Origin of the sequence: Sinanaerobacter sp. ZZT-01 (genome assembly GCF_035621135.1) — a bacterium.
Classification (GTDB): domain Bacteria; phylum Bacillota; class Clostridia; order Peptostreptococcales; family Anaerovoracaceae; genus IOR16.
Map to the genome: position 1 here is coordinate 836,079 of NZ_CP141728.1, position 23,528 is coordinate 859,606.

Annotated in this window: 20 protein-coding genes, 2 tRNA genes, 2 rRNA genes and 2 pseudogenes; 5 read left to right on the plus strand and 21 right to left on the minus strand. The window is 42.7% G+C overall.

Annotated features, from left to right (window positions below):
* Positions 1-41: 41 nt before the first annotated feature.
* The 5 genes from U5921_RS04175 to U5921_RS04195 all read right to left on the minus strand — a co-directional run bounded on the left by U5921_RS04175 (position 42) and on the right by U5921_RS04195 (position 6,315).
* Positions 42-1,808, minus strand: coding sequence for an ABC transporter ATP-binding protein (locus U5921_RS04175; RefSeq protein ID WP_324825218.1), 1,767 nt, complete (start codon positions 1,806-1,808; stop codon positions 42-44).
* Positions 1,805-3,550 (minus strand): ABC transporter ATP-binding protein, encoded by a 1,746-nt coding sequence (locus U5921_RS04180; protein ID WP_324825219.1) that lies wholly within the window; start codon positions 3,548-3,550, stop codon positions 1,805-1,807. The genes U5921_RS04175 and U5921_RS04180 overlap by 4 nt, the downstream gene beginning before the upstream one ends.
* Before the next feature lie 161 nt (positions 3,551-3,711).
* Positions 3,712-4,281, minus strand: coding sequence for a TetR/AcrR family transcriptional regulator (locus tag U5921_RS04185; RefSeq protein WP_324825220.1), 570 nt, complete (start codon positions 4,279-4,281; stop codon positions 3,712-3,714).
* A gap of 280 nt (positions 4,282-4,561) precedes the next feature.
* Positions 4,562-5,716: a TraB/GumN family protein gene (locus U5921_RS04190; RefSeq protein WP_417765037.1), complete on the minus strand. Its 1,155-nt coding sequence runs from the start codon at positions 5,714-5,716 to the stop codon at positions 4,562-4,564.
* A gap of 311 nt (positions 5,717-6,027) precedes the next feature.
* The gene (locus tag U5921_RS04195) at positions 6,028-6,315 is read right to left on the minus strand and encodes a ribosomal protein L7/L12 (RefSeq protein ID WP_324825222.1); all 288 of its coding nucleotides are present in this window, start codon (positions 6,313-6,315) and stop codon (positions 6,028-6,030) included.
* 247 nt (positions 6,316-6,562) lie between these two features.
* Here U5921_RS04195 and U5921_RS04200 point away from each other — a divergent pair, with 247 nt between their 5' ends.
* Positions 6,563-7,126, plus strand: a complete 564-nt coding sequence (locus U5921_RS04200) for a nitroreductase family protein (protein ID WP_324825223.1) — start codon at positions 6,563-6,565, stop codon at positions 7,124-7,126.
* 166 nt (positions 7,127-7,292) lie between these two features.
* On the opposite strand, the gene U5921_RS04205 is transcribed toward U5921_RS04200, so the two are convergent.
* From U5921_RS04205 to U5921_RS04250, 10 genes and pseudogenes are all read right to left on the minus strand, one after another.
* Positions 7,293-7,853, minus strand: coding sequence for a lytic transglycosylase domain-containing protein (locus U5921_RS04205; RefSeq protein WP_324825224.1), 561 nt, complete (start codon positions 7,851-7,853; stop codon positions 7,293-7,295).
* A gap of 121 nt (positions 7,854-7,974) precedes the next feature.
* Positions 7,975-9,264: a VanZ family protein gene (locus tag U5921_RS04210; protein WP_324825225.1), complete on the minus strand. Its 1,290-nt coding sequence runs from the start codon at positions 9,262-9,264 to the stop codon at positions 7,975-7,977.
* Between the two features lie 299 nt (positions 9,265-9,563).
* Complete coding sequence (locus U5921_RS04215; RefSeq protein ID WP_324825226.1) at positions 9,564-10,349, minus strand: EFR1 family ferrodoxin; 786 nt, start codon at positions 10,347-10,349, stop codon at positions 9,564-9,566.
* 153 nt (positions 10,350-10,502) lie between these two features.
* The gene (locus U5921_RS04220) at positions 10,503-10,736 is read right to left on the minus strand and encodes a flavodoxin family protein (RefSeq protein WP_324825952.1); all 234 of its coding nucleotides are present in this window, start codon (positions 10,734-10,736) and stop codon (positions 10,503-10,505) included.
* 236 nt (positions 10,737-10,972) lie between these two features.
* On the minus strand, positions 10,973-11,695 hold the full coding sequence (locus tag U5921_RS04225; RefSeq protein WP_324825227.1) for a DUF5131 family protein: 723 nt from the start codon (positions 11,693-11,695) through the stop codon (positions 10,973-10,975).
* A 382-nt stretch (positions 11,696-12,077) separates the two neighbouring features.
* A pseudogene (tnpA, locus tag U5921_RS04230) lies at positions 12,078-12,460 on the minus strand (IS200/IS605 family transposase).
* Positions 12,461-12,619: 159 nt separating this feature from the next.
* A complete protein-coding gene (locus U5921_RS04235; RefSeq protein WP_324825228.1) occupies positions 12,620-12,916 on the minus strand; it encodes a hypothetical protein in 297 nt (98 codons plus the stop codon).
* A gap of 4 nt (positions 12,917-12,920) precedes the next feature.
* The gene (locus U5921_RS04240) at positions 12,921-13,685 is read right to left on the minus strand and encodes an ABC transporter permease (RefSeq protein WP_324825229.1); all 765 of its coding nucleotides are present in this window, start codon (positions 13,683-13,685) and stop codon (positions 12,921-12,923) included.
* Positions 13,686-13,700: 15 nt separating this feature from the next.
* Positions 13,701-14,426, minus strand: coding sequence for an ABC transporter permease (locus U5921_RS04245; RefSeq protein WP_324825230.1), 726 nt, complete (start codon positions 14,424-14,426; stop codon positions 13,701-13,703).
* Positions 14,423-15,187: an ABC transporter ATP-binding protein gene (locus tag U5921_RS04250; RefSeq protein ID WP_324825231.1), complete on the minus strand. Its 765-nt coding sequence runs from the start codon at positions 15,185-15,187 to the stop codon at positions 14,423-14,425. Before U5921_RS04250 ends, U5921_RS04245 begins: the two co-directional genes overlap by 4 nt.
* Before the next feature lie 145 nt (positions 15,188-15,332).
* Between U5921_RS04250 and U5921_RS04255 the strand changes: the two genes are divergently transcribed.
* The 4 genes from U5921_RS04255 (at position 15,333) to U5921_RS04270 (ending at position 17,937) form a co-directional block, all read left to right on the plus strand.
* Positions 15,333-16,034, plus strand: coding sequence for a response regulator transcription factor (locus U5921_RS04255; RefSeq protein WP_324825232.1), 702 nt, complete (start codon positions 15,333-15,335; stop codon positions 16,032-16,034).
* Between the two features lie 4 nt (positions 16,035-16,038).
* Positions 16,039-17,406, plus strand: coding sequence for a HAMP domain-containing sensor histidine kinase (locus tag U5921_RS04260; RefSeq protein ID WP_324825233.1), 1,368 nt, complete (start codon positions 16,039-16,041; stop codon positions 17,404-17,406).
* 78 nt (positions 17,407-17,484) lie between these two features.
* Entirely contained in the window at positions 17,485-17,736 is a 252-nt protein-coding gene (locus U5921_RS04265) for a hypothetical protein (RefSeq protein WP_324825234.1), read from the plus strand.
* Between the two features lie 27 nt (positions 17,737-17,763).
* Positions 17,764-17,937, plus strand: a complete 174-nt coding sequence (locus U5921_RS04270) for a hypothetical protein (protein WP_324825235.1) — start codon at positions 17,764-17,766, stop codon at positions 17,935-17,937.
* Positions 17,938-18,141: 204 nt separating this feature from the next.
* Here the strand turns inward: U5921_RS04270 and U5921_RS04275 are convergent.
* The 6 genes and pseudogenes from U5921_RS04275 to U5921_RS04300 form a co-directional block, all read right to left on the minus strand.
* Positions 18,142-19,245: pseudogene (locus U5921_RS04275) on the minus strand (type IV secretory system conjugative DNA transfer family protein); the annotation flags it as partial.
* Positions 19,246-19,259: 14 nt separating this feature from the next.
* Positions 19,260-19,544: a YodL domain-containing protein gene (locus U5921_RS04280; RefSeq protein WP_417765051.1), complete on the minus strand. Its 285-nt coding sequence runs from the start codon at positions 19,542-19,544 to the stop codon at positions 19,260-19,262.
* 404 nt (positions 19,545-19,948) lie between these two features.
* Positions 19,949-20,031: transfer RNA gene (locus tag U5921_RS04285), tRNA-Leu, on the minus strand.
* 51 nt (positions 20,032-20,082) lie between these two features.
* Positions 20,083-20,157, minus strand: a tRNA-Glu gene (locus U5921_RS04290).
* Positions 20,158-20,162: 5 nt separating this feature from the next.
* Positions 20,163-20,279 (minus strand): 5S ribosomal RNA (rrf, locus tag U5921_RS04295).
* Between the two features lie 212 nt (positions 20,280-20,491).
* Positions 20,492-23,381: ribosomal RNA gene (locus tag U5921_RS04300) — 23S ribosomal RNA — on the minus strand.
* Positions 23,382-23,528: the final 147 nt, after the last annotated feature.

Genomic DNA, 23,528 nt, shown 5'->3' on the forward strand with positions numbered 1-23,528 from the left:
CCTGTGGATGCAGCGTCTTCCTTGGACAGCAAAGAGCAGACTTAAAACGCCTTTGCCGGGCTTGTCATGCCACATTGTCTGAGACCAGCAATGTTCCACTGCTTTGCCTGTTCTTGAGATTCCCACAGTTCTTTATAAAGTCCTTCCTTTGCAAGCAGGGCATTATGAGTCCCAGACTGAACGATGTCGCCTTTCTCAAACACAAGGATGTTATCTGCTGTGCGAATGGTGCGCAAATGATGGGCGATAACTAAAACAGTTCGGTTCTTTGCAAGATTGCTGATAGCTATTTGTATCTTAGCTTCATTGACCGGATCAACATTGCTCGTGATTTCATCCAGTATGACAATGGGAGAATCCTTTAAGAATGCTCTGGCAATAGAAATACGCTGTTTCTGCCCACCAGAAAGACCTACTCCGTTTTCACCCACACGTGTGTCGTATCCCCCAGGAAGTCCCATAATGAAGTCGTGTATCATCGCTTTCTTCGCTGCGGTAATTACCTGCTCTCTTGTGGCATTGCGGTTACTGATTTTGATATTGTTTTCTATGGTATCTGCAAATAGCATGACATTCTGCATGACGATACTGATGTGTCCCAAAAGCTCGTCATAATCCATATCTTGAATGGAGATACCACCAATGCGGATATGACCCTGCTGCGGCTCCCAAAAGCGCAAAAGCAGGTTGGTAATAGTGGTTTTACCCGAGCCGGAAGGTCCTACAAGAGCAGTAAGCGTCCCTTGCTTTAGATGAAAACTTGCATTCTGCAATTCAAATTCGCCTTCTTCATAAAAGAACCGTACCTTATCAAAGTCAATATCAAAAACCTTTAAAGTTTTGGGCTGTGGGGGCTGCTCCACAACAGGGGCTTCCAGCACAGTTAAAATCCGGCAATAGCTGTCTGTAACCTTAAGATAATTTGTCCAATGAGCCTCCATTCCGGCAAAGGGCTTATAAAACTCCCTGCTTACAATGACAAACAACAGATAGGTAAAAACAGACAAGCTTCCCTGATAAACCAGCCAAATACCTAAAATAGCCATAATCGCAAAGGAAAGTTCTAAAAAGAGCGCATAGCGTCCTAAGTAGACTGCCACAGATCTTGCTGATTTTTTGCTGCTTTCACCAAAGTTCTCAGCACTTGTTTTCAGGCTTTGCCGGAAGTTTCCACTTTCACTAAAGGCTTTCAGTAGTGGAATTCCCTTTACATATTCCACAAACAGGCTCACCATATCGGCTAAATCGTCCTGATTTTTCTTTTGAAGCGCTTTTCCGGATTTTATTCCGTTTGCAAGTACTAAGAATCCTGCCGGTAGTAGAGATATCATGGCCAATCCCATACGCCAGTCAACAATGAAAAGTCCTGTTCCCAAAATGAGTGCCACGAGAAAGTCGCTGCCCATACGGGACCACATGTGACCTACAACACCTTCCATGTTGTCAACATCCTTATGGATGACAGTGCTGATTTCACCCAAACGCTCCTGAGAGTAGAAGCTAAGGGAGAATCTTTTAAGATTCAGAATAATGCCCCCACGGATTTGCTCAACAATATCAAATCCGGCAAAGTGCTTTGTTGTATCTCCAATCACACTGAAAATTCCTTTTGCAGCCAACAGCGAGAACAAAAGAATCCAATAGGAAGATTGATTGATTGTCTGGCCGCCAATAAGCTTATTGATGAAGTCAAGCACCACAACCATGATAGCTGTTCCCGACAGTGCATACAGGGTATAAAAGAGTATGGCTGCCGCCATCATACCTTTTCCCTTACGGGACATCATCCCCAAAATATTCTTTATCATACGAGTTCCTCCTTGATCTGCCAGGTATCCACCTTGTTTTGCTGCTCAACCATTTCTGCATAGAGAGGGCATGTTGCCAGCAGTTCTTCATGGGTACCTGCTGCCACAGCTTTCCCTGCATCCATTACGATAATTTGATTGGCTCCGACAATGGTGTTTAAATGGTGGGCAATGGTAATAATGGTTTTGTCTTTCCCAAGATTGCTAATTGCTTTTTGAATCAAATGTTCATTATTGGGATCAATAGCAGCAGTCGCTTCATCCAGAATGATAATCGGCGCATTCTTCAGAATCATGCGAGCAATGGATATTCGTTGTTTTTCTCCGCCTGAAAACTTCACTCCGGCTTCGCCTGCCATTGTGTCGTATCCTTTCGGCAGGCTTACAATAAAATCGTGAATTTGAGCACGTTTTGCCGCTTCCATAATTTCTTCCAGGGTCGCATCCGGTTTTCCGATTCGTATGTTTTCCTCAATGGAAAGATTAAATAGAAAAACATCCTGTTGAACCATTGACACAAGTCCGGCTAATGTCTGCTCTGTCATATCTGCAATATTTTTACCGCCAATAGAAACCATTCCGCTGTCAGGTTCCCAAAACCCCATAATTAAGTTGGCAAGGGTACTCTTGCCGGAACCGGACGAACCAACAATGGCATTTAACGAGTTTTCTTTGAATGTCAGATTGATATAGGATAGAACCTCGTTATCCTTGTCATAGCTGAAGCTGACATCTTTAAAGACAATATCTCCTGCATCAGCCTCAGATAAAAGATTGCTGCGCCGAGGTGCTTCTTCCCCCAGTACGGAACCCACATTTCTCATGGATTGATTAAATACAATCCCATAATGCTGAAAAGTTGCCATCTTAGAAAATGAGGCCGAAAAAACGCCGCCGAGTATAAAGGCCAAAATCAGTTGCTGTACACTAATCTGACCTTCCAAAAACAAAGTGGAGCCTACCATAATAATCAAAATGACACCGCTTTCCATCAGCATGGTAATGATACTCATAGGAATTGAAACACCAATGGTGGACTTTTTGACCCACCGCAGATATTCTTTAATGCCGTTAAGTACATTTTTTGTTTTTTGCTCCTCCTTCGCAAAAGCTTTAATCACAGAAATATTTGCGATATATTCAACCAAATCCTCGGACATCTTTTGTTTGCTAGCCGAAAACTTTCTTGCCCGCCTGAACCACATGCTGTTTACGCCTTTTCGCAGAAGATAGACAAGAGGGAGCGTGGATACCATAGCCAGTCCCATTCTCCAATCCATAATCAGTACAACAACAAATATGGCTGCGGGAATAATAGTAGAGGACATAATTTCCGGGATTGCGTGAGCCAAATAGACTTCAGCCTGCTCTACATCGTGATTGATAATATTCGCCAAATCACCAGTCTTTCGTTTTTGGAAAAAGGAAATGGGCATTCTCCTCATATGCTCAATCATATTTAGGCGTATATCTGTAAGTGTCCCATAGGCCGCATCATGTGCTTTCCAAATAGAAAGCGCATAAAAGAGTGCTTTTAAAAGCAGGCTTGCCGTAATTCCTGCCGCACTTATGCCAAAATGCCGCATATCAAAGCTTCCGTTCATGAGAAAGCCAACCATTACGACAATGATGATAGATGGGGCAAGCCCAAACAAAATGCTTGCCCCTAAAAAAATATTAGAGGGTAAACTTTTTGCTTTAACCTGTTCTGATAGTTTCTTTGAATCAAATGTTTTATCCATATTTTCCTCCTTAAATTTGTCTGTCTTTAGGCAATAAGAGAGAATCCCTATTTTTTTTGCAGGCCAATTATGCAACATGAATTTGCGCAATATAATCTCAATATTGAATCACAATTCAATATTGTTCAAAAAAGAGAGAAGCTTCTATAAAAGAAAGCTTCTTAGAGAGAATCGCTCCCCAGAAAAAACTGTTTTTTTACTAAGTCCAGCATCTCTTCGGCCCATTCCCGGTTTTTATAATGCCTCATGATTTCCAACAAACTTTCCACATGGTTTGCTGCGAGAATATGAAATAAAATATCATCGTATTCTTGAGTGCCACGTTTTTGTAGGATAACCCGGATATGCTGCTCAATTTTGTGAATCATTTTGTCTTTTGCATCTGCATATTTGGTTCCCAAACTTTTATCCATGAGCAAAAGAAATTCTTTGCGCCTGTCAAATAGACTAACATAAAACTTTCTCTCAATTTTAAAATAGTTTTCCATCCCCATGTCGGAAGAAGCTTCTGCTTCTTTTAAAGTCTCAGGGAAATTCCAAATAACAGGTCGAACAATCTCTTCAAAGAGAGCCTGCTTGTTTTTATAATACGAGTAAATTAATCCCGTAGGAATGCCAGCCCGTATGGCAATATCCCGCATAATAGCTGTTTTGAAATCCTTCTCAAAAAATTCATCCAAAGCAGCTTCAAAGATGCGCTTTCTTATTTCCTCTTTTAATACCTGTGCCATAGCTTCACTCTTTCCAATATTGAATATGTGTTCATTATATATCAACAGACTCTAAGTGTCAAGTTAGTTTTATCTAATACGATTCATTTATTTTTTAATTATAGCCACCTTATTTGCTGTCATCCCGTTCGCACAAAAGATGTCCGATATTCACAGTTTATGCCTCAGGAATCCCTATTTCAACCCATACAAGCAACTTTTCACAACTTGTGCTGGTTTTGGGAGCCTAGATTGTATTATAGCAGGATCATCTTACTTTAGTATTTCCAAATTATAAGTTTCAAAACAGATTTTTAATGATATCAAATCCAGCCACATAGGTTCCAATACCGCTCCCGATATTGGCAAACACAACAACCATCAACGTCTTAAGGAACCGATTTTTAAAAAAACCCCTTACGCTAAAGATATCAGTCTGAACATTGAGTACATCTTGAACCGTCGGTTTCTTAACGGTTGCTTGAACCAATCCGGCAAACCACCCGCAAGCCAGTAATGGATTAAGTGAGGTAAAGGGAGCTGTGACAAAGGCTGTGAGTATGCTGAGAGGATGACCCAACGCAATCGCTGTAAATAAAGCTGCAAGACCGCCGTTCCAAAGTGCCCAAACGGATAGCTGCTGAATCCCTGTCTGGATATTAGTAACAAATCCATAGAAAATCAATCCAATAATCAATGCTGGAATTATCCATCCGGCAATTTTAGATGCAATCCCTTTCCGCGGAACAATCAAAATCTCATCAAGATTTTGTGAACGATAGATTTCTTTTTTCACCCCAGGAACGTGTGCACCGCCAAGAACAGCCACCACCTTTTTACCGGGCGCCTCTTTTATCTTTGCCGCTAAATGCTGATCTCGTTCGCTGATCAGGATATCCCCAATTTTGGGGAATTGTTTTCGCATATCAACTAAAACAGACTCTAGCATGTCCGCTTTCAAAAGCTCCTGCAGATCCAGTTCTGATACTTCATCGTCATCATCAAAAGAGAACAACAGACTGCCAATCAGTTTACACTTTTCCCATGCATTAAGCTTTCTCCAAATGCGGAGAAAAGTTGTCTGAATGTTCCTGTCTGCCAGAACTAAAGCGGCACCTACTTCCTTTGCACTTTCTATTCCTTGTAGCATCTCGCCACCAACAGGAGCATCTAGTTGTTTGGCAATCCTTTTTTGGTACGAACTTAATGCAAGGTTCGCAAGAAGAAAGCCTACCTTTTTTGACTTAATAACTTTTATGATATCGGTATCCTCCCATGCTTTCGGGTTTTGAATATTATGATATCGATCTTCATCAAGCTCAACGCAGACGCTGTCGGGATGTTCCTCTTCGATCACTTGTTTGACAAGCTCCGCGCTTTCCCTTGATACGTGCGCCGTTCCTATTAAAATAATTTCTTTATCCTGATAATCTAGTCTTGTTATATTTTCAGACAAGTTCATTTCTCCTTTCATAAAATCTTAAGATTAAAACTGCATTCGCTTCCTAAGATTTTCTCGTTACCCTCTTTTGACGGTGTACAACTCAATTGCAATGAAGGATAGGTCATTCATGCCACACTACAAAGGTAACATGTCTCTTATCATTTCACAAGAAATATTCATTACAAAAATCTACCGGAGGATTTATAAATTTCTAGTGTTTGCTGAAAAGTAGCTATATCGGACATTTGGAAATCGAACACTGTAAACAAAATAAAAAATCATGTATCAGTTCAATTTCCTCTACATGACTTTCTATTGAATTTTCAATCTAATTTTTCAACATATTGTTTTGCTTCAAGTAGACCCATTTGTGTTTGTTGCCGAATTTTTTTAATGGCTTCTACCTTTTTTCCGTCTCGTGTCAGCTGTATTACCTGTTCTTTTAATTCACTAGAAATCCAATTCAAAGATAATTCTTCATGATCTGTCAATTTTGCTAAGCAATTCAATCTTTCTTGTAAATCTCGAATCACTTTTTTTAATGAAGAAATTTCTAGTGCCATCAGCCCCATAATACTACATACAAATCCAAAAACATAATAATAGTTCATCTACCCCATCCCTCATTGATTAAAATACTTTTCCTATCATTTTATCATAAATGTTAAACAAAACAATGTTTTCTATCTCTAATCTTTTTTGAAATATCTTACTTCTACTGGTTTGCTTTCTGAAAAATAGCAGCGTTTAATAAAAGGAGCGCATATTTTTACATTGGGTGTGCTATAATGTTTAGATAGCCACATCAGATTATTATCTACTTATGTGTATATTCTTTATATAAAGGAGGTTATTTTTATGAATGAAACGTTAAAAACAATAGCGACACGCTATTCCTGCCGCAGCTTTACAGACCAGCCTTTGGGAGAAAAAGAGCTTTCTGCCATTGCACAAGCAGCCATACAGGCTCCCAGCGGAATGAACCGTCAAGGCTGGCAAGTCATTGTCGTAAAGGACAATTCACTTATCCGTGAAATGGAAGCAGAGGGAATGAAAATTCTATCTCTCATGGAGGACAAGTCTTTATATGAACACATTATGGCACGCGGTGGCAAGCTATTCTATAATGCCCCCTGCTTGATTATCCTTGCAATTAGAGAAGCCTCCCTAGAAGGAGCGGAATGGATGGACTGCGGAATCGTTGCCCAAAATGTAGCACTCGCTGCGACCTCTCTCGGCATCGCGAACGTACACTGCGGATTCGCCACTATGGCATTTACCGGTGACAAGGCGGAAGAATTCAAGCACAGACTGAAATTTCCGCAAGGGTACAAATGCGGCATTGGCATTTTACTAGGCTATGCTACAGAAACTGGTAGCCCCCATGTTCCAAATCAAGAAAAAATTACAGTCATTGAATAAAAAAAGCGAGCCTCTAGCCCCTTTGCTACCATACTTTGAACAAAAAGGGTTAGCCGCAGCAAATTCTTTGTGATTTTTGAATCATTCAATATTATAGGTTTTTGTATACAAAAAAAGACAGGATAAACCTATCTTTTTTTGTTATATCGCACACGGCATATAAATATTAGCTAATATTGTACAGGATTCTGTAAATATCCTGATTTGATAGAACTTTTTCAACATATTTTCTTGTTTCATTATATGGTATCCCGCTGTAATCCGTTCCGTCACGAGCGATGAGAGAGTCATCAATCCAGCTCGCCACATTCCCCCGCCCTGCATTATAAGCGGCGAGAACAAGCTCAGTATATTTGAATTCTCTTCTAATGTTGTTGACGTACCATGCTCCCATTTTTATATTTGTTTCCGGATCATAAAGATTGTCTACTGCGAAGTTTTCATCTCCCATGGACTCCGCGATCCAAAATGCGGTAGGCTCCATAAGCTGCATCAGACCGATCGCTCCTTTATGTGAGGTTGCGTTCTTATCAAATTTGCTTTCTACCTTAATGATCGCCGTTAAAAGATAGGGATCAATATCATATTCTCTAGAATATTTTAAAATATACTCTTCATATCCAACGGGATAAACATGATTAATAGCTGTCTTTACAGCAAATGCTGCAAAGAGTAAAATAATGAAAAATATAACAAATTTCTTTCGCGTCCCGATTGTTCCGATCATTCCAATCTCCTGTAAATGACTGTCTCCTCTATAATAATTTGAACATCTGCGTGATATTTATCTGCGCGGACTTTTTGAGATCACTCCATCCATTTAATCCGTATCAAATAAATCATACATTTTATAGAATTTGTGGTCGTAATTCATAATAGCTTCCTTCTAATATTACTTTCCATTTATCCTCTTCTGAGGCTCTGCCTAATATAATCGTGGTATATTCACCTGTTTTTTTCATCGCTTCCATGGCATACAAATTATCGGCTTGATAATCTTTTAATGCCCCTTTTGTACGGTCAGACTCAGGGTCATAAAGCAAAGCACTGATGCGTGGATCATTTGAAGTGGTTGAAGTATATTTATCTTCATCATAAGGTTCAAATTCATCATATCTGGTTAAAAGATACTCTTCATATACTTTATAAATAGAACGAAGTTGGGATTCATTAAAAAAGGGACGCTCAACCCTATATCCCAAAACATCGACCGGAGAGGATAAAAACATAGCACCCTCAGGCATCTCTATCCCTTTTTCTTTTGCTTCTTCCAGCATTCGTTGGTTTAATTCAATATTCTGCTCTCGAATTTCCTGCAATTTTTGGTCTATTTGAAGATCTTCTTCTGTATATTGATAAATTTCCATATCAGAATCATTATGACTAACTTTATATGGTTCACTAGACGATGTCTTTTCACCGTTATAGCTGCTCATCTGAGAATAGGAAGAGTTTATCAACTTGTCAAAATGTGTGAAGAGTGCGTAGGAGCTTATCGCAAGAATCAATAAAGCTAAATATGCTCCCGCAGTTTTACTGTTGTTGATATGACCCTTATTTGACTGTCTTGAATAAGAAAGAGCATCGGATTTGCATAATGATTTCCACCATGATTTGTTTTTTAACACATAGTTACATCCTCGAAATACCACATATCCTATAATCCCACCTAAAGTGTTCATAAGAATATCGGCAATATCAGCAGCCCTTGTCCCTAAAAGGTATTGAGAAACTTCTATAAAGGAAGTGAGTAGCAAAATGCTGCAAAATGCCGATCCTATTTTACGAGCTTTTTTTACCACCATCGGCATTAGAAAACCTATTGGCATAAACATAATTATGTTTTCTAAAAGCTGCTCAACAATTCTGCCCGAGTTTTTTGACCATTCCGTAATCGTGGAAATTAGATTTATATTTGCTGGAATGTTTCCCGGTCTAAATACCGTCACACCCCAAACAATATTTCCAAAAACAGTAACATAAAGTACAACTATCACCCATGACAGAAACAGGAAATTTGCTGTACGACGAAGCGGTGACAGCTTCTTTCTCATAAGAAAGGCAACCGGTACATACGCAATACCTACAAAAGAAATAATCTGCATCGCCCATATAGCATATCCTAAAATATAATTCATTTTCCATACCCCTAATTTAAAATTTTCAAAAAAACTCTAAACCCCAATTAATATAAATACCACAAGCATCAAATTTTTTCGTCAATTGAAAATTAGACACTTATGAAATAATATCATATTTATTGTCAAATGTGAAGTCTTAATGTCAATTTCTATGCTTTTTCAACGTTCATGCCCTTTCATTCAACTACCCTTTCCTTGTTGAATAATAAAAAATCACATATGAGATATAATCTCATACATGATTTAAATTTGTGTCATTAGGTCAAAATAGATGCAGTAGCAGAGCTAAATTGAGTTTATATAAAGAACTCAGGTTCATTTCTAACGGTGCTGAAGTTGTCAATTAATCCGTTGGTAATTTTGATAAACATCTGGTGATTAATGGATTTAGCATTTTCAGGGCATTTCTTAATACAACTGCAACAGCGCACACACTTTGCAGGCTCTATGTCTTTGAAATTAGTAAAGCTGATAGCGCCCATTGGACAATGCTTAGCGCATATGCCGCACTCAGTACACGCATCATTCGTATCTGGAACGATTGGCGGTGCGGGCATTCTCTCTTTGTATGGAATGTTACCTTTCACGGTAATCTTTGATAATGACGATAAATTATTTAAGTTCTCTAATTTGTTTTTAATATCGGCACCAAATTTTCTTGCCTTATCTAAGTCCTTGGAATCAGGTCTATTCGTACCTACTTTCGAGGTGTTGGAATGTTCTGCAATAAAAGCTCCAGCAGATATTCCAATAAAACCTTTACTCTCAAAGACATCTTTTAACTCAATAAGAGCATCATCATAATTACGGTTTCCGTAGACGGCAATAAAAACTGCAAGTGTATTATTTCCTTTTACATTTTCAAAGAAATCGATTAAGAACTTTGGCACTCTGCCAGCATACACAGGCACACCAACAATTACTAAATCATTAGAGTCAAAAGTAATCCCTTGCTCTCTGTTGCCCGGTAAGGTAATGTTATATTCTCTATAGCTATCAGCAACCCCATCGGCCACACTTTTGACGATTTTTGCTGTACCGTTCGTAGCGCTAAAATAAAGTACGCTTAACTGTTTGTTCATAAAATTTTATCTCCCATCTGAAATATTTGAATTCACTATGTTCTCAGTATATAATACTTAATCTTATTCAAGTAGTGCCTTTTATTCACTTACTAACCTTAAGGTAACTATTGCTATATTTAAGGAGTTGCTAGCATGGAAAAAAATTATAAATTATCCTGTTGAACCTAATAAATAAGACATTCTGTCGATGAAACGCTTTAACTGCGCTGTGACTTGATATGCATAGACAGGACTTGTGACAATCAATCCGTCAGCGCTGAATAAACGCTTTTTCAAGTCATTCAAATCATCTCGACAGGGACAGCTGCTTTCGCCTTCTTGAAAGCAAAGCATACAGCCTCTACAATCTTCAATGTGGAGCTCCCCAAGAAATATGTTGTTTATCTTTCTATGACAAGGGAATTCAAATTCATTTTACCACGCTTTCCACAATAAAAAAAGACATAGCTTTCCATCAAAGGTGGATATGTCTTTTCTGTATCACTCGGTCAATATAGATGCGGGCAATAAATTCGGAAAAATAGCACCACTTCCATATCTTAGACTAGATTTTAATTTCGCAATATATTAATATTTTCTTTAATATGGCAGAAAAGGTGTTTTATGCTCTTCCGTTTCTGTCAAAACAATCTTTTTCCATCTGAAATATTTATACCAAGCTCTTTCGCCATACTTGTTTGCTTAAATGGATTTACTTTTTCCACTATTCCGTCACGTTTAAAAAGTGAGCCTGTATTCTTGAACCAAAATGTTATATTTGCTTTTACGCATTGTTCACGAATATTAAGTACCCAATCATAATCACATTCGCGAGCTTCTCGCCCCGTTTCACCGCCAACCGTAACATGGTCTACCCCATAAAGATACGGTGCTAAATCTATCGCTTCTAAAAGTGGGGAACAAGCGATAAAACGCCGCTTTATCGGATAGGACAAAAATAACGGAAGTCTTTCGTCTGCTAATTTTTGATTTTCAACAGTACACCCAATATTTACATTGTCATAGCCTGCACACCAATCGGATGGATGCGATATAAGAAAACGATCAATTCGTTTTGTTAAAATTAAAAAATCAATGTCTGTTCTTTCCTTGATAATAGCCCAAATCTCTTTACGCCATTCATCCGCTTCGGGAAGAAAAAAGTCAGTTGCAAAACAGGTCGCAAGAATTTTGTTTCCTTTGATATTGTAGTCACCTTTTGCAGTTTTCCTTATAGGCCAATCAAATTTATCTGTTTTTTGTATGGTGTTTTGACCGTAGCGTTTTGCGTATGGTCCGTAAAAATAACAATTTGTGCAGCCATCGCTTATTTTGTAACAACCTGTCCAAGGCTCCCAGTTCATATGCATTCTCCTTTATTTGTCGAGTTTTATTGGTGTAAACAAGGCTCAATACCCGGAAATACAATGTTGTAATATTGAAACATACTTTCTTAGTCCCAAATGAGTGGAAACATATTAAATTGCTTGTCGTTTTTAATAATCAAATTGTCCCCTCATGCTTTTAAAGTAAATTTTTATTAGTCTTGTCCATATAGTGCAAATCAAGCAAATATAAATACTATGTGTTTACCTTATTCTATCATAAAAAAATCAAAATCACTAGTTGAACTAGTGGTATGTACCAGCCCTATAAGGGCATGTTACTAGCAACGCCTTAAGACGTACTGAAAGTCCCGCCAACCGCATGATTTTTCAGGCTACGCCTAAAGGCGTTTTCTTTTGCCTAATTATTCTGGCTACCCGTAAACGGGTCAATATATTCTTTCATGCTTATTTGGTCATTTGCGATGTCTTCCTGTAATTGATTCTCCCAACTGTATCAACATAGTATCCACGACACCAAAAATGACGATTTCCATATTTGTATTTTAAATTCGCATACTTGTCAAAAATCATGAGTTAACTTTTTCCTTTGAGATATCCTACAAAGGCTGCAACGCTTAATTTAGGTGGTATTGCTACAAGCATATGTATATGATCTGGACAAAGCTCTGCCTCAATTATTTCTACGCCCTTTTGCTGACACAAATTTCTAAGTATTTTTCCAATGTCTGCTTTTATTTTTCCGTAGATTTCTTGTCTACGATATTTCGGAGAAAATACTATGTGATACTGGCATCTCCATTTGGAATGTGATAAACTTCACGGGTTTGGAGGGTTTCAAATGGTATTTAAGCATGTAAAGTGTCCCGCCAAACTACCGTTTTTTTATATGGCGGATAATTCACCGAAAAATTTGACATTTAGACAAAGGAGCAATTCATCTTATTGTAGAAAATTCAAAAACAATGCCAGAATAATTATTCCAATCACGATCAGTATCAACACGACACTTATTATTGTAGAGATGATATTTAAAACACTACGGCTTTCGCTATTTTTCACGCAGACAATGGAAAGACAAAGCCCTACCAGAATAAAAAGAATATTGGCCCCAGCCCAAATGCTGCGTACTCCGTCCGACAAAGTGATTTTCAGCAAAATCGGAATAAAGGTTGCCAGCGGCAATACGCTGACAATCAGTGCCGCCATACTTGTTTTTTGAAGTTTCTTATTTTCCATCTTTTTACCTCATTTCTTTCTTTCCAAATTGTGTTACCGCCACTGTAAGCACCAATGCAAAAATCAGGACGGCACAGGGCAGGAATGGAAACAGCTTAAAGGCTATTCCTGCGGTATTCGTTGTAAATTCGTGCAGCGAGCAGGACACCAGATAGCCACTGTAGCAATATGGATAGACAATCCATAGCGGCGTGTTGGCGACCAAGACGCTGGGAATGACAAGGAGCAGATTCAGGCCGACGGACAGCAGCGGTTTTTCAAACAACACCGTAACAGCCCACATGGTTGCCACGCTGGGCAGCATAGTAAGAAACAGCCCCGCACACCACTTGAGCAGGTAAAGGACCGGCAGTGTTTCGGTGATCCCCATGGTGTTTGTTGCAATCAATCCGGCAACAACAAATACTGCAAGGAACACCACCATTTCCACCAAAAGATAAAACATCAGCACACAAAACTTTGCCAGAGAAAGCGTATAACGGCTGACCGGCAGAGCCAGCATTTTCAGAATGCCGTTATTCTGCGTTTCCCGTCCGGCAATCATGACACAAACGACGATCATGCTGAGCGGAAGCAGATAATAGGCATAGACTAGTGCACTTTGAATGAACATAGCAGGCCACGCATTCGTATATTCCGGTGTAAAATAGCTGCTCAAATTCGCAATCCCGGATGCTACCACCAATAACGGGGCAACAAAAATCAAGGGAATAATCTTTGAGCGCTTCACTTTCATAAATTCAATTTTAAGCAGTTCTAAAAAACTCATTTCAATCCTCCCTCCTTATTCATAGCGCAGATGCTTTGCCATCAACAGCCCTGCCCCAAGAAAAAGGATCGTTTCCACTAAAGAAACAAGGATCACCGTGCTATCTGGCTGTGCGCTCATAGCAACGGCGGGTTTCAGCATCACAACAAAGGGGTGAATCATCAGCAAAACAACTTTCGAGTTTGCCAAGGCCATCCCGCTTAAAAATCCCGCAACTCCGATACCGAGAGGAACCCACATATTTTCAAACCGGGAAGAGATTAAAATCATAAAAGACAGCACAGGCATGGCAGTAATAAACGAATAAGCGGCAAACCGCACCAGTGTCCCCATCTCAAAGGTGCCTTGTGGAAGCTCGGTCATGCCAATATTCATCAGAGCCAGATTTTGCAGCGCAACTGCAACCAGAAGCATCACGGTCAGGATCAGAAATTTGCAAAGGTACATCCCCGGAACGCTCATGGGCAGCATATACATCTTCTTGACCGCATTCCCCTTGAACTCCATGTTGTAGACCATGCAGGCGGCGACTACGATACCAAACATATTTAAGATCATGATCATGCCGTAGAGCTGGGTCAAAAGAACATCCATCGGAGCCAGCGGCAGGTTCAGCAGGGTATCTTTCCGTACAAGGAAATTGACAAAGGCGTATGCCGCCCCCAGAATGCCAACCGCCAGCAGCACTGGAATTATTCCTGTACGCTTTTCTTTTCGCAGTTCGATTGCAAGTTCATTCATAGCTGTACCCTCTGCTTTCTGGCTGCATTGTCCTTTTCTATCATGGAAAGGAACATTTCTTCCAAATTGTCCGAGGCAAAACCGGTCTGCAGCGCACTCTGCCGCAACTCGTCCAGACTGCCCTCGAACAGCAGGCGACCGTGGTTCAGAATGCCGATATCATCCGCCATCAGCTCGATTTCGGACAGCATATGGGAAGAAATCAGCACGGTGCAATCATAGAGCTCCGGCAGAGATTTAATCAGATTACGAATTTCGTGGATGCCAGAGGGATCAAGACCGTTGGTCGGTTCGTCCAATATGAGGATGGGTGGTCTACCCAGCAGCGCCTCAGCAAGTCCCAGCCGCTGCTTCATGCCCAGCGAATATTTCTTTGCCAGCCTATTACCAAACTCTGTGAGTCCAACCAGTTCCAATGCATCCTCTACCGCGCTTTCCGGCAGCTTCAAAATTCGGCGGATAATATCGAGGTTTTCACGCCCGGTCAGGTTGGCATAGAACGAGGGCGATTCGATAAAGGAACCGATCTCTTTCAGAATTTCCAGCCGGTCATCGGGAAAGTGCTTTCCGTCAATGGTAAAGCTCCCTTTTGTGGGGGCCGTCAATCCCAGCAGCATTTTCATGGTGGTAGATTTTCCGGCACCGTTCGGCCCAAGAAAGCCATAGATGCTACCTTTTCGGATATGAAGCGAAACACTGTTGACAGATGTGAAATTCTTATATCTTTTTGTCAACTGTTCTGTTGTAATCATGTAGTCCATAAGAACATCTCCTTTCGATACTCTTATGGTACAGCGTCAACCTGACATCTACATTCTCCTGTCCTTACTTTTACCTTACTTTTTGCTGAACATCACACAAAACGGACATGCTTTGGTATAATAGATTACAGTTGGAGGTGAAGGAATGGATCAAACATTTTTACACACAAAAAAGCTCCTGCTTGTGGATGACGAGCCGGAACTGCTTAAAATGGTAACCGCCATTTTAAAGGATGACGGTTTTGAAAATACTGTATCAACCGCTTCTGTGAAAGAAGGTATCGCAGTCGCTGAAAATGAAAAGCCTGATTTAGCAATTTTAGATGTGATGCTGCCGGATGGAGACGGCTTTTCCCTTATGGAGCAAATGCGCTCTTTTACCGATGTACCGATCATTTTTTTGACGGCTAAGGACGAGGCTGCGGATAAATTGGCCGGTCTTGGACTGGGAGCCGATGATTATATCGTAAAGCCTTTTATGGCCCAGGAATTGTTACTGCGTGTTTATGCTGTTTTGCGCCGCTGCTACAAAGTGGATGGTAAGCTCCTGAAGCTGGACGTATGCACGGTTGATTTCAGCCGTGCCGAAGTTCATAAAGCCGGTGAGGTTATCCCCCTGACTGCGAAGGAACATACTCTTTTGGAAACCCTTGCACACAATGAGGGCAAAATTGTTTCCATAGATTCGCTTTGCGAAGCCCTTTGGGGTGACAATCCTTTCGGGTATGAGAACAGCCTGAATGCCCATGTGCGACGTATTCGTGAAAAAATTGAAACAGATCCGTCAAAACCGGTTTCCCTGATCACCATTAAAGGGCTGGGCTATAAGCTGAATATAAGGAAGTGACGCCATGAAAGCATTTGGAAAATATATTTCGAAACATCTAGCATCCTTTGCCGCTTTTATTCTTGTGTTGGCGCTACTCAATGTACTGGCCTTTGGTATTACGTTTCAGAACGTTATTATAAACGACTACGGAGACACCTCGCCACAAAATATGCTGGAGGAAATTGCCGCTGCTTCAACAATAGAGGGTGTATCGGACGATGCTCGTCAAAAACTGGAAAGCGCTCATATTTGGGCCATGCTTCTGAACCCGTACGGGAAGCGTATATGGGCCGTCGATACACCAGAAGACATTCTCGAAAAATACACCATTCAGGATGTTGCGCTCTTTTCCAAAGGATACTTAAAGGATTATCCCGTTTTTGTCTGGAACACCGAAAATGGCCTGTTGGTATTGGGCTATCCGAAAGACAGCTATACAAAGCTCACCAGCAACTATTTCTCTATCCATGCGATTCAAACACTTCCGCTCTATATTACCGGAATGCTGGCAGCCGACTTCTTATTGTTGTTTTTGGCCTATTTCTTTTCCAAGAGGAAAATTATCCGAAACACAGACCCAATCATTGATGCGATTGAGACTCTTTCCGATGGCAAGCCGGTATCGTTATCTATCGGAGGTGATTTATCGGAAGTTGCGGGAAGTATTAACAAAGCATCCCGTATTTTAAGCAGGCAAAATGAAGCAAGAGCCAACTGGATCAGCGGTGTTTCCCATGACATTCGCACACCACTGTCCATGATTTTGGGATATGCCGGACGCATTGCAGATAATAAAACCATAAACAACTCTGTAAAAGAGCAGGCTGAAATCGTGCGGCAGCAAAGCATTAAAATCAAGGAACTGGTGCAGGATTTGAATTTGGTTTCTCAGCTGGAATACGAAATGCAGCCAATCCATAAGGAGCCGGTACGCTTCTCCAAACTTCTGCGATCATACGCCGTGGAGCTGCTGAACGGTGGGCTTTCCGAATCCTATCCGGTGGAGGTTGAAATTAAGCCTGCCGCCGAAAACGCCATGCTGGAATGTGACTCCCGTTTAATTATGCGTGGAATCAATAACTTGGTGCAAAACAGCATCCGTCACAATCCGCAGGGCTGTGAAATTTCGCTCACTCTTGATTACTCCGAAACAGTGATTACTCTTACGGTTGCGGACAATGGTGTGGGGCTTTCGGCTGAAAAGCTACGGGAGCTTAAAGAAAGTACCCACTACATGGAAAGCACGGACGAACGACTAAACCTGCGCCACGGCTTAGGGCTTCTATTGGTTCGGCAGATTGTGGAAGCACACGTTGGCGCCATGATCATTGAGAGTGAGCCGGGGCAGGGGTATCAAATGGTGCTGTGCTTTCCAACACTATTCAATTAAAAAAATTTTCAGAAAAGACATTTTGACTATTGAACCTAATCAAGGAAGCATGAAAGTCTTACAGCACAAGGCTACAGTGTGATAGATAATGCAAACTTGGGAGGACACATTATTAACCACTACCGTAAGCTTTTTGGCGAGCGGATTGATGGCGTGATGATGGAGCTGCGCTATACAAAATATATTGACAACCGCTATTTTAGTGAGGAGGAATTAACGGATAAAAACGAAATACTTTTTCAGTCGGCAAAGCAGAAGCTAGCCGCAGGCATGACACAGGATGCTCTTGCGGAACAGATCGGAGTCACGCCAAGATACCATGGGCATTGAGAATGAAAATAACACCCAAGAATGCCGGTGCTGCTTAAGATCATACGCACCTTGAAAATATCAGCCGATACGATCTTTTATCCAGAAATTCAACATACAGACAGAGAAAAAGAACAGCTTCTGCACATGATCCAGCTGTGCGGCGAAAAGGAAATCAAAATAGCTGCTGCAACCGTAAAGGCTTTATTGGATTCCAGATAAGCAGAATCCATCTTCTTTCTTCGGAGGTGGATTTTCTTCATGTTAAAGTGATTATTGTTGTTTCTCTGTGTTTAAAGAAATCCTTAGAGTGACAGGTTCCATTCTTGTTTGCCCGGTCTTTCAGATATCGGTACACCACCACGGCACGGTGTGGGACATCTGCAGCGTAGAGAGAAGAGAGATAGCTCAATCACAAACACCTCCTTAATCTGTGCGCAGAGGCATGGCAGGAGGTTCCGGCTCATGCTCCTGCACCGGTGTGTGCAGCGTTCCACCGCTGCGGTCATCATCAGAGGGCTCAGGCATTTCAGCAAAGTCATCCTCATCATAGGCACAGCCACGCTGGAGGATTTCCTGTTCCAACTCGAAGCGGTCTGCATAATGAACCTTTCGGGTAGCACATTCCTCCACCTCAAAGGACTTTTCAAACTGGATACCCCATTTCAGGAACAGCGGCAGCTTAGTGCGCATGGGACAGCAGCCGGTCTTGGCCAGAATAAAATTGCCCTTGGGCAGAGTTTTTAATTCATCTGGTGTCATCAGCGGCCTTTGGATCATCTGCAAACTCTGGCTAGGATGGTTCTTGCCTCTGCTGATGGAGCCGGACATAACAGTTTTATTTCCCAGCGCCCTTGAGAGGATGTCAGCGCTTTCCGAGTTAGGTGCAAAACCGCCGAATAGAATATCCTGACAGTTATCAATAATGATAGCGGAACCCTCTTTGCCGTAGTTTTTCTCAAGCTGGGCAAAGGATTGGATAATGGGTACCATGCTGATTCGGCGAGAACAGCCTGCGGAGAACATCATTTCCATCGACTGGATTTTGGGGATGGTTCCAATCTCATCGGCCACAGTCAGCATCTCCCGGTAGAGCTGCTGGAGGAACAGGCTAACCATGAAGTATTTTGTGTTATCTTCCTCCGGCAGAACGATAAAGATAGCGCACTTCTCCTTGCAGAAGGTTTCTGTATCCAGTGAGCTGTCGAAGCACAGAATCTGCTCCATCTCAGAATCCAGAAAAGCATTCAATCTTGACATGGCAGTGGACAGCACCGAGGCCATTGCTTGGTCGGCGGTATTGAGGGCGGCTCCTGCAAACCACCTTGCCTTATGGTCAGTCGGTAACTTGTCCATGAGCAACTGGAACTGGCTTTTGTTTTTCACAGGCGAGGGAGCCAGCAAGTCCTGTATCATTTTGAACACCGATATGATGTGCCGTTTCTCCGGAGGACAGTATTCTGTAATCAGCAGAATCACGGATGTCAATAAGCCCTCGGCAGCATCATAGAAAAACGCATTTTGGCAATAAAAAACAGCCCCCTTTAGAGCTGCATGGTCTGTGTCTGTTCCAGTGGTATGAAGCCGATTTCCTGAAATCCGAAGCGGTCGCAGTAGAAGAAGCTGCTGCCGTTTTCACCGTACAGCTCCAGCACATCCGACATGGACAGGGAATGTCCCGCATAGCCGGGAGGATGAGCGGTATTGAATTTGGTGTACAGGGCTTCCAGATCGTTAGTTTCCACCTCTCCGTCATAGACGATCTGGTAATCGGACATCTTGGGTTTCCCGAATAATTTGCAGAAATCCGCAAGGCTGATGAAGCGCATCCGGAGATCAGATTCAGGCTTTAACTGCCACACACGGCAGTTTTTCAGCGGAGTGAGTTCTTGGGTATCCCGCTAACCGTTTACAAAGCGATCATACACACCGTCCGTCCATTTCACCTCGCCGATGTCCTTCTGGCGGCTGAGAAAGGCGTTCAGTTCCTCCGACTCAAACAGAGTATCGATCACCGCTTTGCAGCCGCTTCAAAATTGCCCTGTAGGGTATTGGCTTTATTAAATTGTTGACCGGACTGATTCTGGCCAAAAATGAGAAACTCCCCGCTTTCTTGTTAAAAAGCAGGGTGCATCTATGAAAAACGAGGGTCTTGAATTTTTCATTCAGAACCCTCGTCAGGCCGCATAAACACTGGCTTTTTCAGCCATGTATCTATTTTGACCTAATCTTCTGGTGCGCGTGGAGGGACTTGAACCCCCACGGTCGCCCGCTAGATCCTAAGTCTAGTGCGTCTGCCAATTCCGCCACACGCGCATACCATTTAATATTAGCGAAGTCGCGCATAAGCGCGACCCCACATTTTGTTGGTGACTCCACCGGGAATCGAACCCGGGTTACCGCCGTGAAAGGGCGGTGTCTTGACCGCTTGACCATGGAGCCATAAAAACTGGCGACGTCCTACTCTCCCAGGCAGCTGCCCGCCAAGTACCATCAGCGCAAAGGAGCTTAACTACTGTGTTCGATATGGGAACAGGTGTGACCTCCTTGCTATAGTCACCAGATATACGCATCCTAACCCGATTTATGAAATAAAGCGTTGGTAGGTGCTTGCGGAAATTCTTCCGCTTTGAAGGTTAGGCAATAAAATTCTAACAAACAAGTTTATTGAATTTCTTGCACAAGTCTGTCATCCATTTAATTCTTAAATGGGACAGGCTCATGTACCCTCAAAACTAAACAATGTAATCTTTTCTTCGTTACTTTCTTGAAACCATTGGTCAAGCGTTCGACCTATTAGTATCGGTCAGCTGAATATGTTACCATACTTACACCTCCGACCTATCAACGTGATAGTCTCTCACGGGTCTTATCAGTAAACTGAAGGAAATCTATTCTTGTGGGGGGCTTCGCACTTAGATGCTTTCAGCGCTTATCCCTTCCATACTTAGCTACCCAGCCGTGCCCTTGGCAGAACAACTGGTACACCAGAGGTATGTCCATCCCGGTCCTCTCGTACTAAGGACAGCTCCACTCAAATTTCCGACGCCCACAGCGGATAGGGACCGAACTGTCTCACGACGTTCTGAACCCAGCTCGCGTACCTCTTTAATGGGCGAACAGCCCAACCCTTGGGACCTACTTCAGCCCCAGGATGAGACGAGCCGACATCGAGGTGCCAAACACCCCCGTCGATGTGGACTCTTGGGGGGTATAAGCCTGTTATCCCCGGGGTAGCTTTTATCCGTTGAGCGATGGCCCTTCCACTCGGTACCACCGGATCACTAAGCCCGACTTTCGTCCCTGCTCGACTTGTTGGTCTCGCAGTCAAGCTCCCTTTTGCCTTTACACTCTTCGCGCGATTTCCGACCGCGCTGAGGGAACCTTTGGGCGCCTCCGTTACTCTTTAGGAGGCGACCGCCCCAGTCAAACTGCCCGCCTGACACTGTCCCAGTACTGGTTCACAGCACGTGGTTAGAACTTCAATGTTACAAGGGTGGTATCCCAAAGGTGGCTCCTCTAATACTGGCGTACTAGATTCTTAGCCTCCCACCTATTCTGTACATGCAACACCGAAATCCAATATCAAGCTGCAGTAAAGCTCCACGGGGTCTTTCCGTCCTGCTGCGGGTAACCGGCATCTTTACCGGTACTACAATTTCACCGAGTCTATTGTTGAGACAGTGCCCAGATCGTTACGCCTTTCGTGCGGGTCGGAACTTACCCGACAAGGAATTTCGCTACCTTAGGACCGTTATAGTTACGGCCGCCGTTTACTGGGGCTTAAGTTCTGTGCTTCGATTGCTCTGACACTTCCCCTTAACCTTCCAGCACCGGGCAGGCGTCAGCCCCTATACTTCAGCTTTCGCTTTAGCAGAGACCTGTGTTTTTGGTAAACAGTCGCCTGGGCCTTTTCACTGCGACCACATTTCTGTGGTTCCCCTTCTCCCGAAGTTACGGGGTTATTTTGCCGAGTTCCTTAACAATAGTTCTCTCGCTCGCCTTAGGATTCTCTCCTCATCTACCTGTGTCGGTTTGCGGTACGGGCACCTACGATCTCGCTAGCGGCTTTTCTTGACAGTGTGAAATCAGTTGCTTCGGTACTTTATTTCCCTCCCCATCACGCCTCAGAATTGTTACGGCGGATTTGCCTACCATAACTCCCTTGACGCTTAGACACGCTCTACCAACGGCGTGCTCAACTTATCCTTCTGTGTCCCCACTTCGCTCAAACGATTTTCGGTGGTACAGGAATCTCAACCTGTTGTCCATCGCCTACAGCGTTCGCTCTCGGCTTAGGCCCCGACTAACCCTGAGTGGACGAACCTTCCTCAGGAAACCTTAGATTTTCGGCGGGTAGGATTCTCACCTACCTCTCGCTACTCATGCCAACATTCTCTCTTGTATACAGTCCAGCTCGCCTTACAGCTCACCTTCTGCCCGTATACAATGCTCCTCTACCAATTGCCTAAGCAATTCCAAAGCTTCGGTAGTAAGTTTTAGCCCCGTTTATCTTCGGCGCAGAGCCACTCGACTAGTGAGCTATTACGCACTCTTTAAATGAGTGGCTGCTTCTAAGCCAACATCCTAGTTGTCTATGCAGCTCCACATCCTTTTCCACTTAACTTACATTTTGGGACCTTAGCTGTTGGTCTGGGCTGTTTCCCTTTCGACTATGAAACTTATCTCACATAGTCTGACTCCCAAGTATAATACTGCGGCATTCGGAGTTTGATAGTCTTCGGTAACCGGTGAAGGCCCCTAGGACATTCAGTGCTCTACCTCCGCGTATCTTTCCTTGAGGCTAGCCCTAAAGCTATTTCGAGGAGAACCAGCTATCTCCGGGTTCGATTGGAATTTCACCGCTATCCACACGTCATCCCAGCCTTTTTCAACAGACATGGGTTCGGTCCTCCATATCCTTTTACGGATACTTCAACCTGCACATGGATAGGTCACCCGGTTTCGGGTCTACAGCATACAACTCATCGCCCTATTCAGACTCGCTTTCGCTTCGGCTCCGGTGCTGAACACCTTAACCTCGCTGCATACCATAACTCGTTGGCCCGTTCTACAAAAAGTACATGGTCACTTGCGCTCCCATTGCTTGTAAGCATAAGGTTTCAGGTTCTTTTTCACTCCCCTTCCGGGGTTCTTTTCACCTTTCCCTCACGGTACTATTCTCTATCGGTCACTAGGTAGTATTTAGCCTTGGGGGGTGGGCCCCCCTGCTTCCCACCAGGTTTCACGTGCCTGGTGGTACTCTGGTGCCACTCTTTACTCGATTCATTTCGTCTACAGGACTCTTACCTTCTACGGTCGGCCTTTCCATGCCGCTTCGACTATCAATCTTGTAAGTGATGAGTGGTCCACAACCCCGGATAAATCCGGTTTGGGCTCTTCCCCGTTCGCTCGCCGCTACTGAGGGAATCGATGTTTCTTTCTCTTCCTCCGGGTACTTAGATGTTTCAGTTCCCCGGGTTACCTTCTCTATACCTATTTGATTCAGTATAGGATACTTGCGCATTACCACAAGTGGGTTGCCCCATTCGGAAATCTACGGATTAACGGTTATTTGCACCTGCCCGTAGCTTATCGCAGCTTGTCACGTCCTTCTTCGGCTCCTAGTGCCAAGGCATCCGCCTTATGCTCTTATTCACTTGACCTAAGTGAATCGTCCACTGAGTAATGTGGACTTATTTTTTACTATGTTAAAAAACTTAGTAATTCTGGTTTCTCGGTTCAATTAATTTGAAATTGTAGTAAATACCCAGTCAGCTTCTCTTTCACTTCCTCTTTCGATTCCATGCTCG

Coding starts and splice junctions, on each gene's coding strand:
- U5921_RS04175 (WP_324825218.1), bottom strand. CDS start 1,808: ATGATAAAGAATATTTTGGGGATGATGTCCCGTAAGGGAAAAGGTATG.
- U5921_RS04180 (WP_324825219.1), bottom strand. CDS start 3,550: ATGGATAAAACATTTGATTCAAAGAAACTATCAGAACAGGTTAAAGCA.
- U5921_RS04185 (WP_324825220.1), bottom strand. CDS start 4,281: ATGGCACAGGTATTAAAAGAGGAAATAAGAAAGCGCATCTTTGAAGCT.
- U5921_RS04195 (WP_324825222.1), bottom strand. CDS start 6,315: ATGAACTATTATTATGTTTTTGGATTTGTATGTAGTATTATGGGGCTG.
- U5921_RS04200 (WP_324825223.1), top strand. CDS start 6,563: ATGAATGAAACGTTAAAAACAATAGCGACACGCTATTCCTGCCGCAGC.
- U5921_RS04205 (WP_324825224.1), bottom strand. CDS start 7,853: ATGATCGGAACAATCGGGACGCGAAAGAAATTTGTTATATTTTTCATT.
- U5921_RS04210 (WP_324825225.1), bottom strand. CDS start 9,264: ATGAATTATATTTTAGGATATGCTATATGGGCGATGCAGATTATTTCT.
- U5921_RS04215 (WP_324825226.1), bottom strand. CDS start 10,349: ATGAACAAACAGTTAAGCGTACTTTATTTTAGCGCTACGAACGGTACA.
- U5921_RS04225 (WP_324825227.1), bottom strand. CDS start 11,695: ATGAACTGGGAGCCTTGGACAGGTTGTTACAAAATAAGCGATGGCTGC.
- U5921_RS04235 (WP_324825228.1), bottom strand. CDS start 12,916: ATGGAAAATAAGAAACTTCAAAAAACAAGTATGGCGGCACTGATTGTC.
- U5921_RS04240 (WP_324825229.1), bottom strand. CDS start 13,685: ATGAGTTTTTTAGAACTGCTTAAAATTGAATTTATGAAAGTGAAGCGC.
- U5921_RS04245 (WP_324825230.1), bottom strand. CDS start 14,426: ATGAATGAACTTGCAATCGAACTGCGAAAAGAAAAGCGTACAGGAATA.
- U5921_RS04250 (WP_324825231.1), bottom strand. CDS start 15,187: ATGGACTACATGATTACAACAGAACAGTTGACAAAAAGATATAAGAAT.
- U5921_RS04255 (WP_324825232.1), top strand. CDS start 15,333: ATGGATCAAACATTTTTACACACAAAAAAGCTCCTGCTTGTGGATGAC.
- U5921_RS04260 (WP_324825233.1), top strand. CDS start 16,039: ATGAAAGCATTTGGAAAATATATTTCGAAACATCTAGCATCCTTTGCC.
- U5921_RS04280 (WP_417765051.1), bottom strand. CDS start 19,544: ATGCGCTTCATCAGCCTTGCGGATTTCTGCAAATTATTCGGGAAACCC.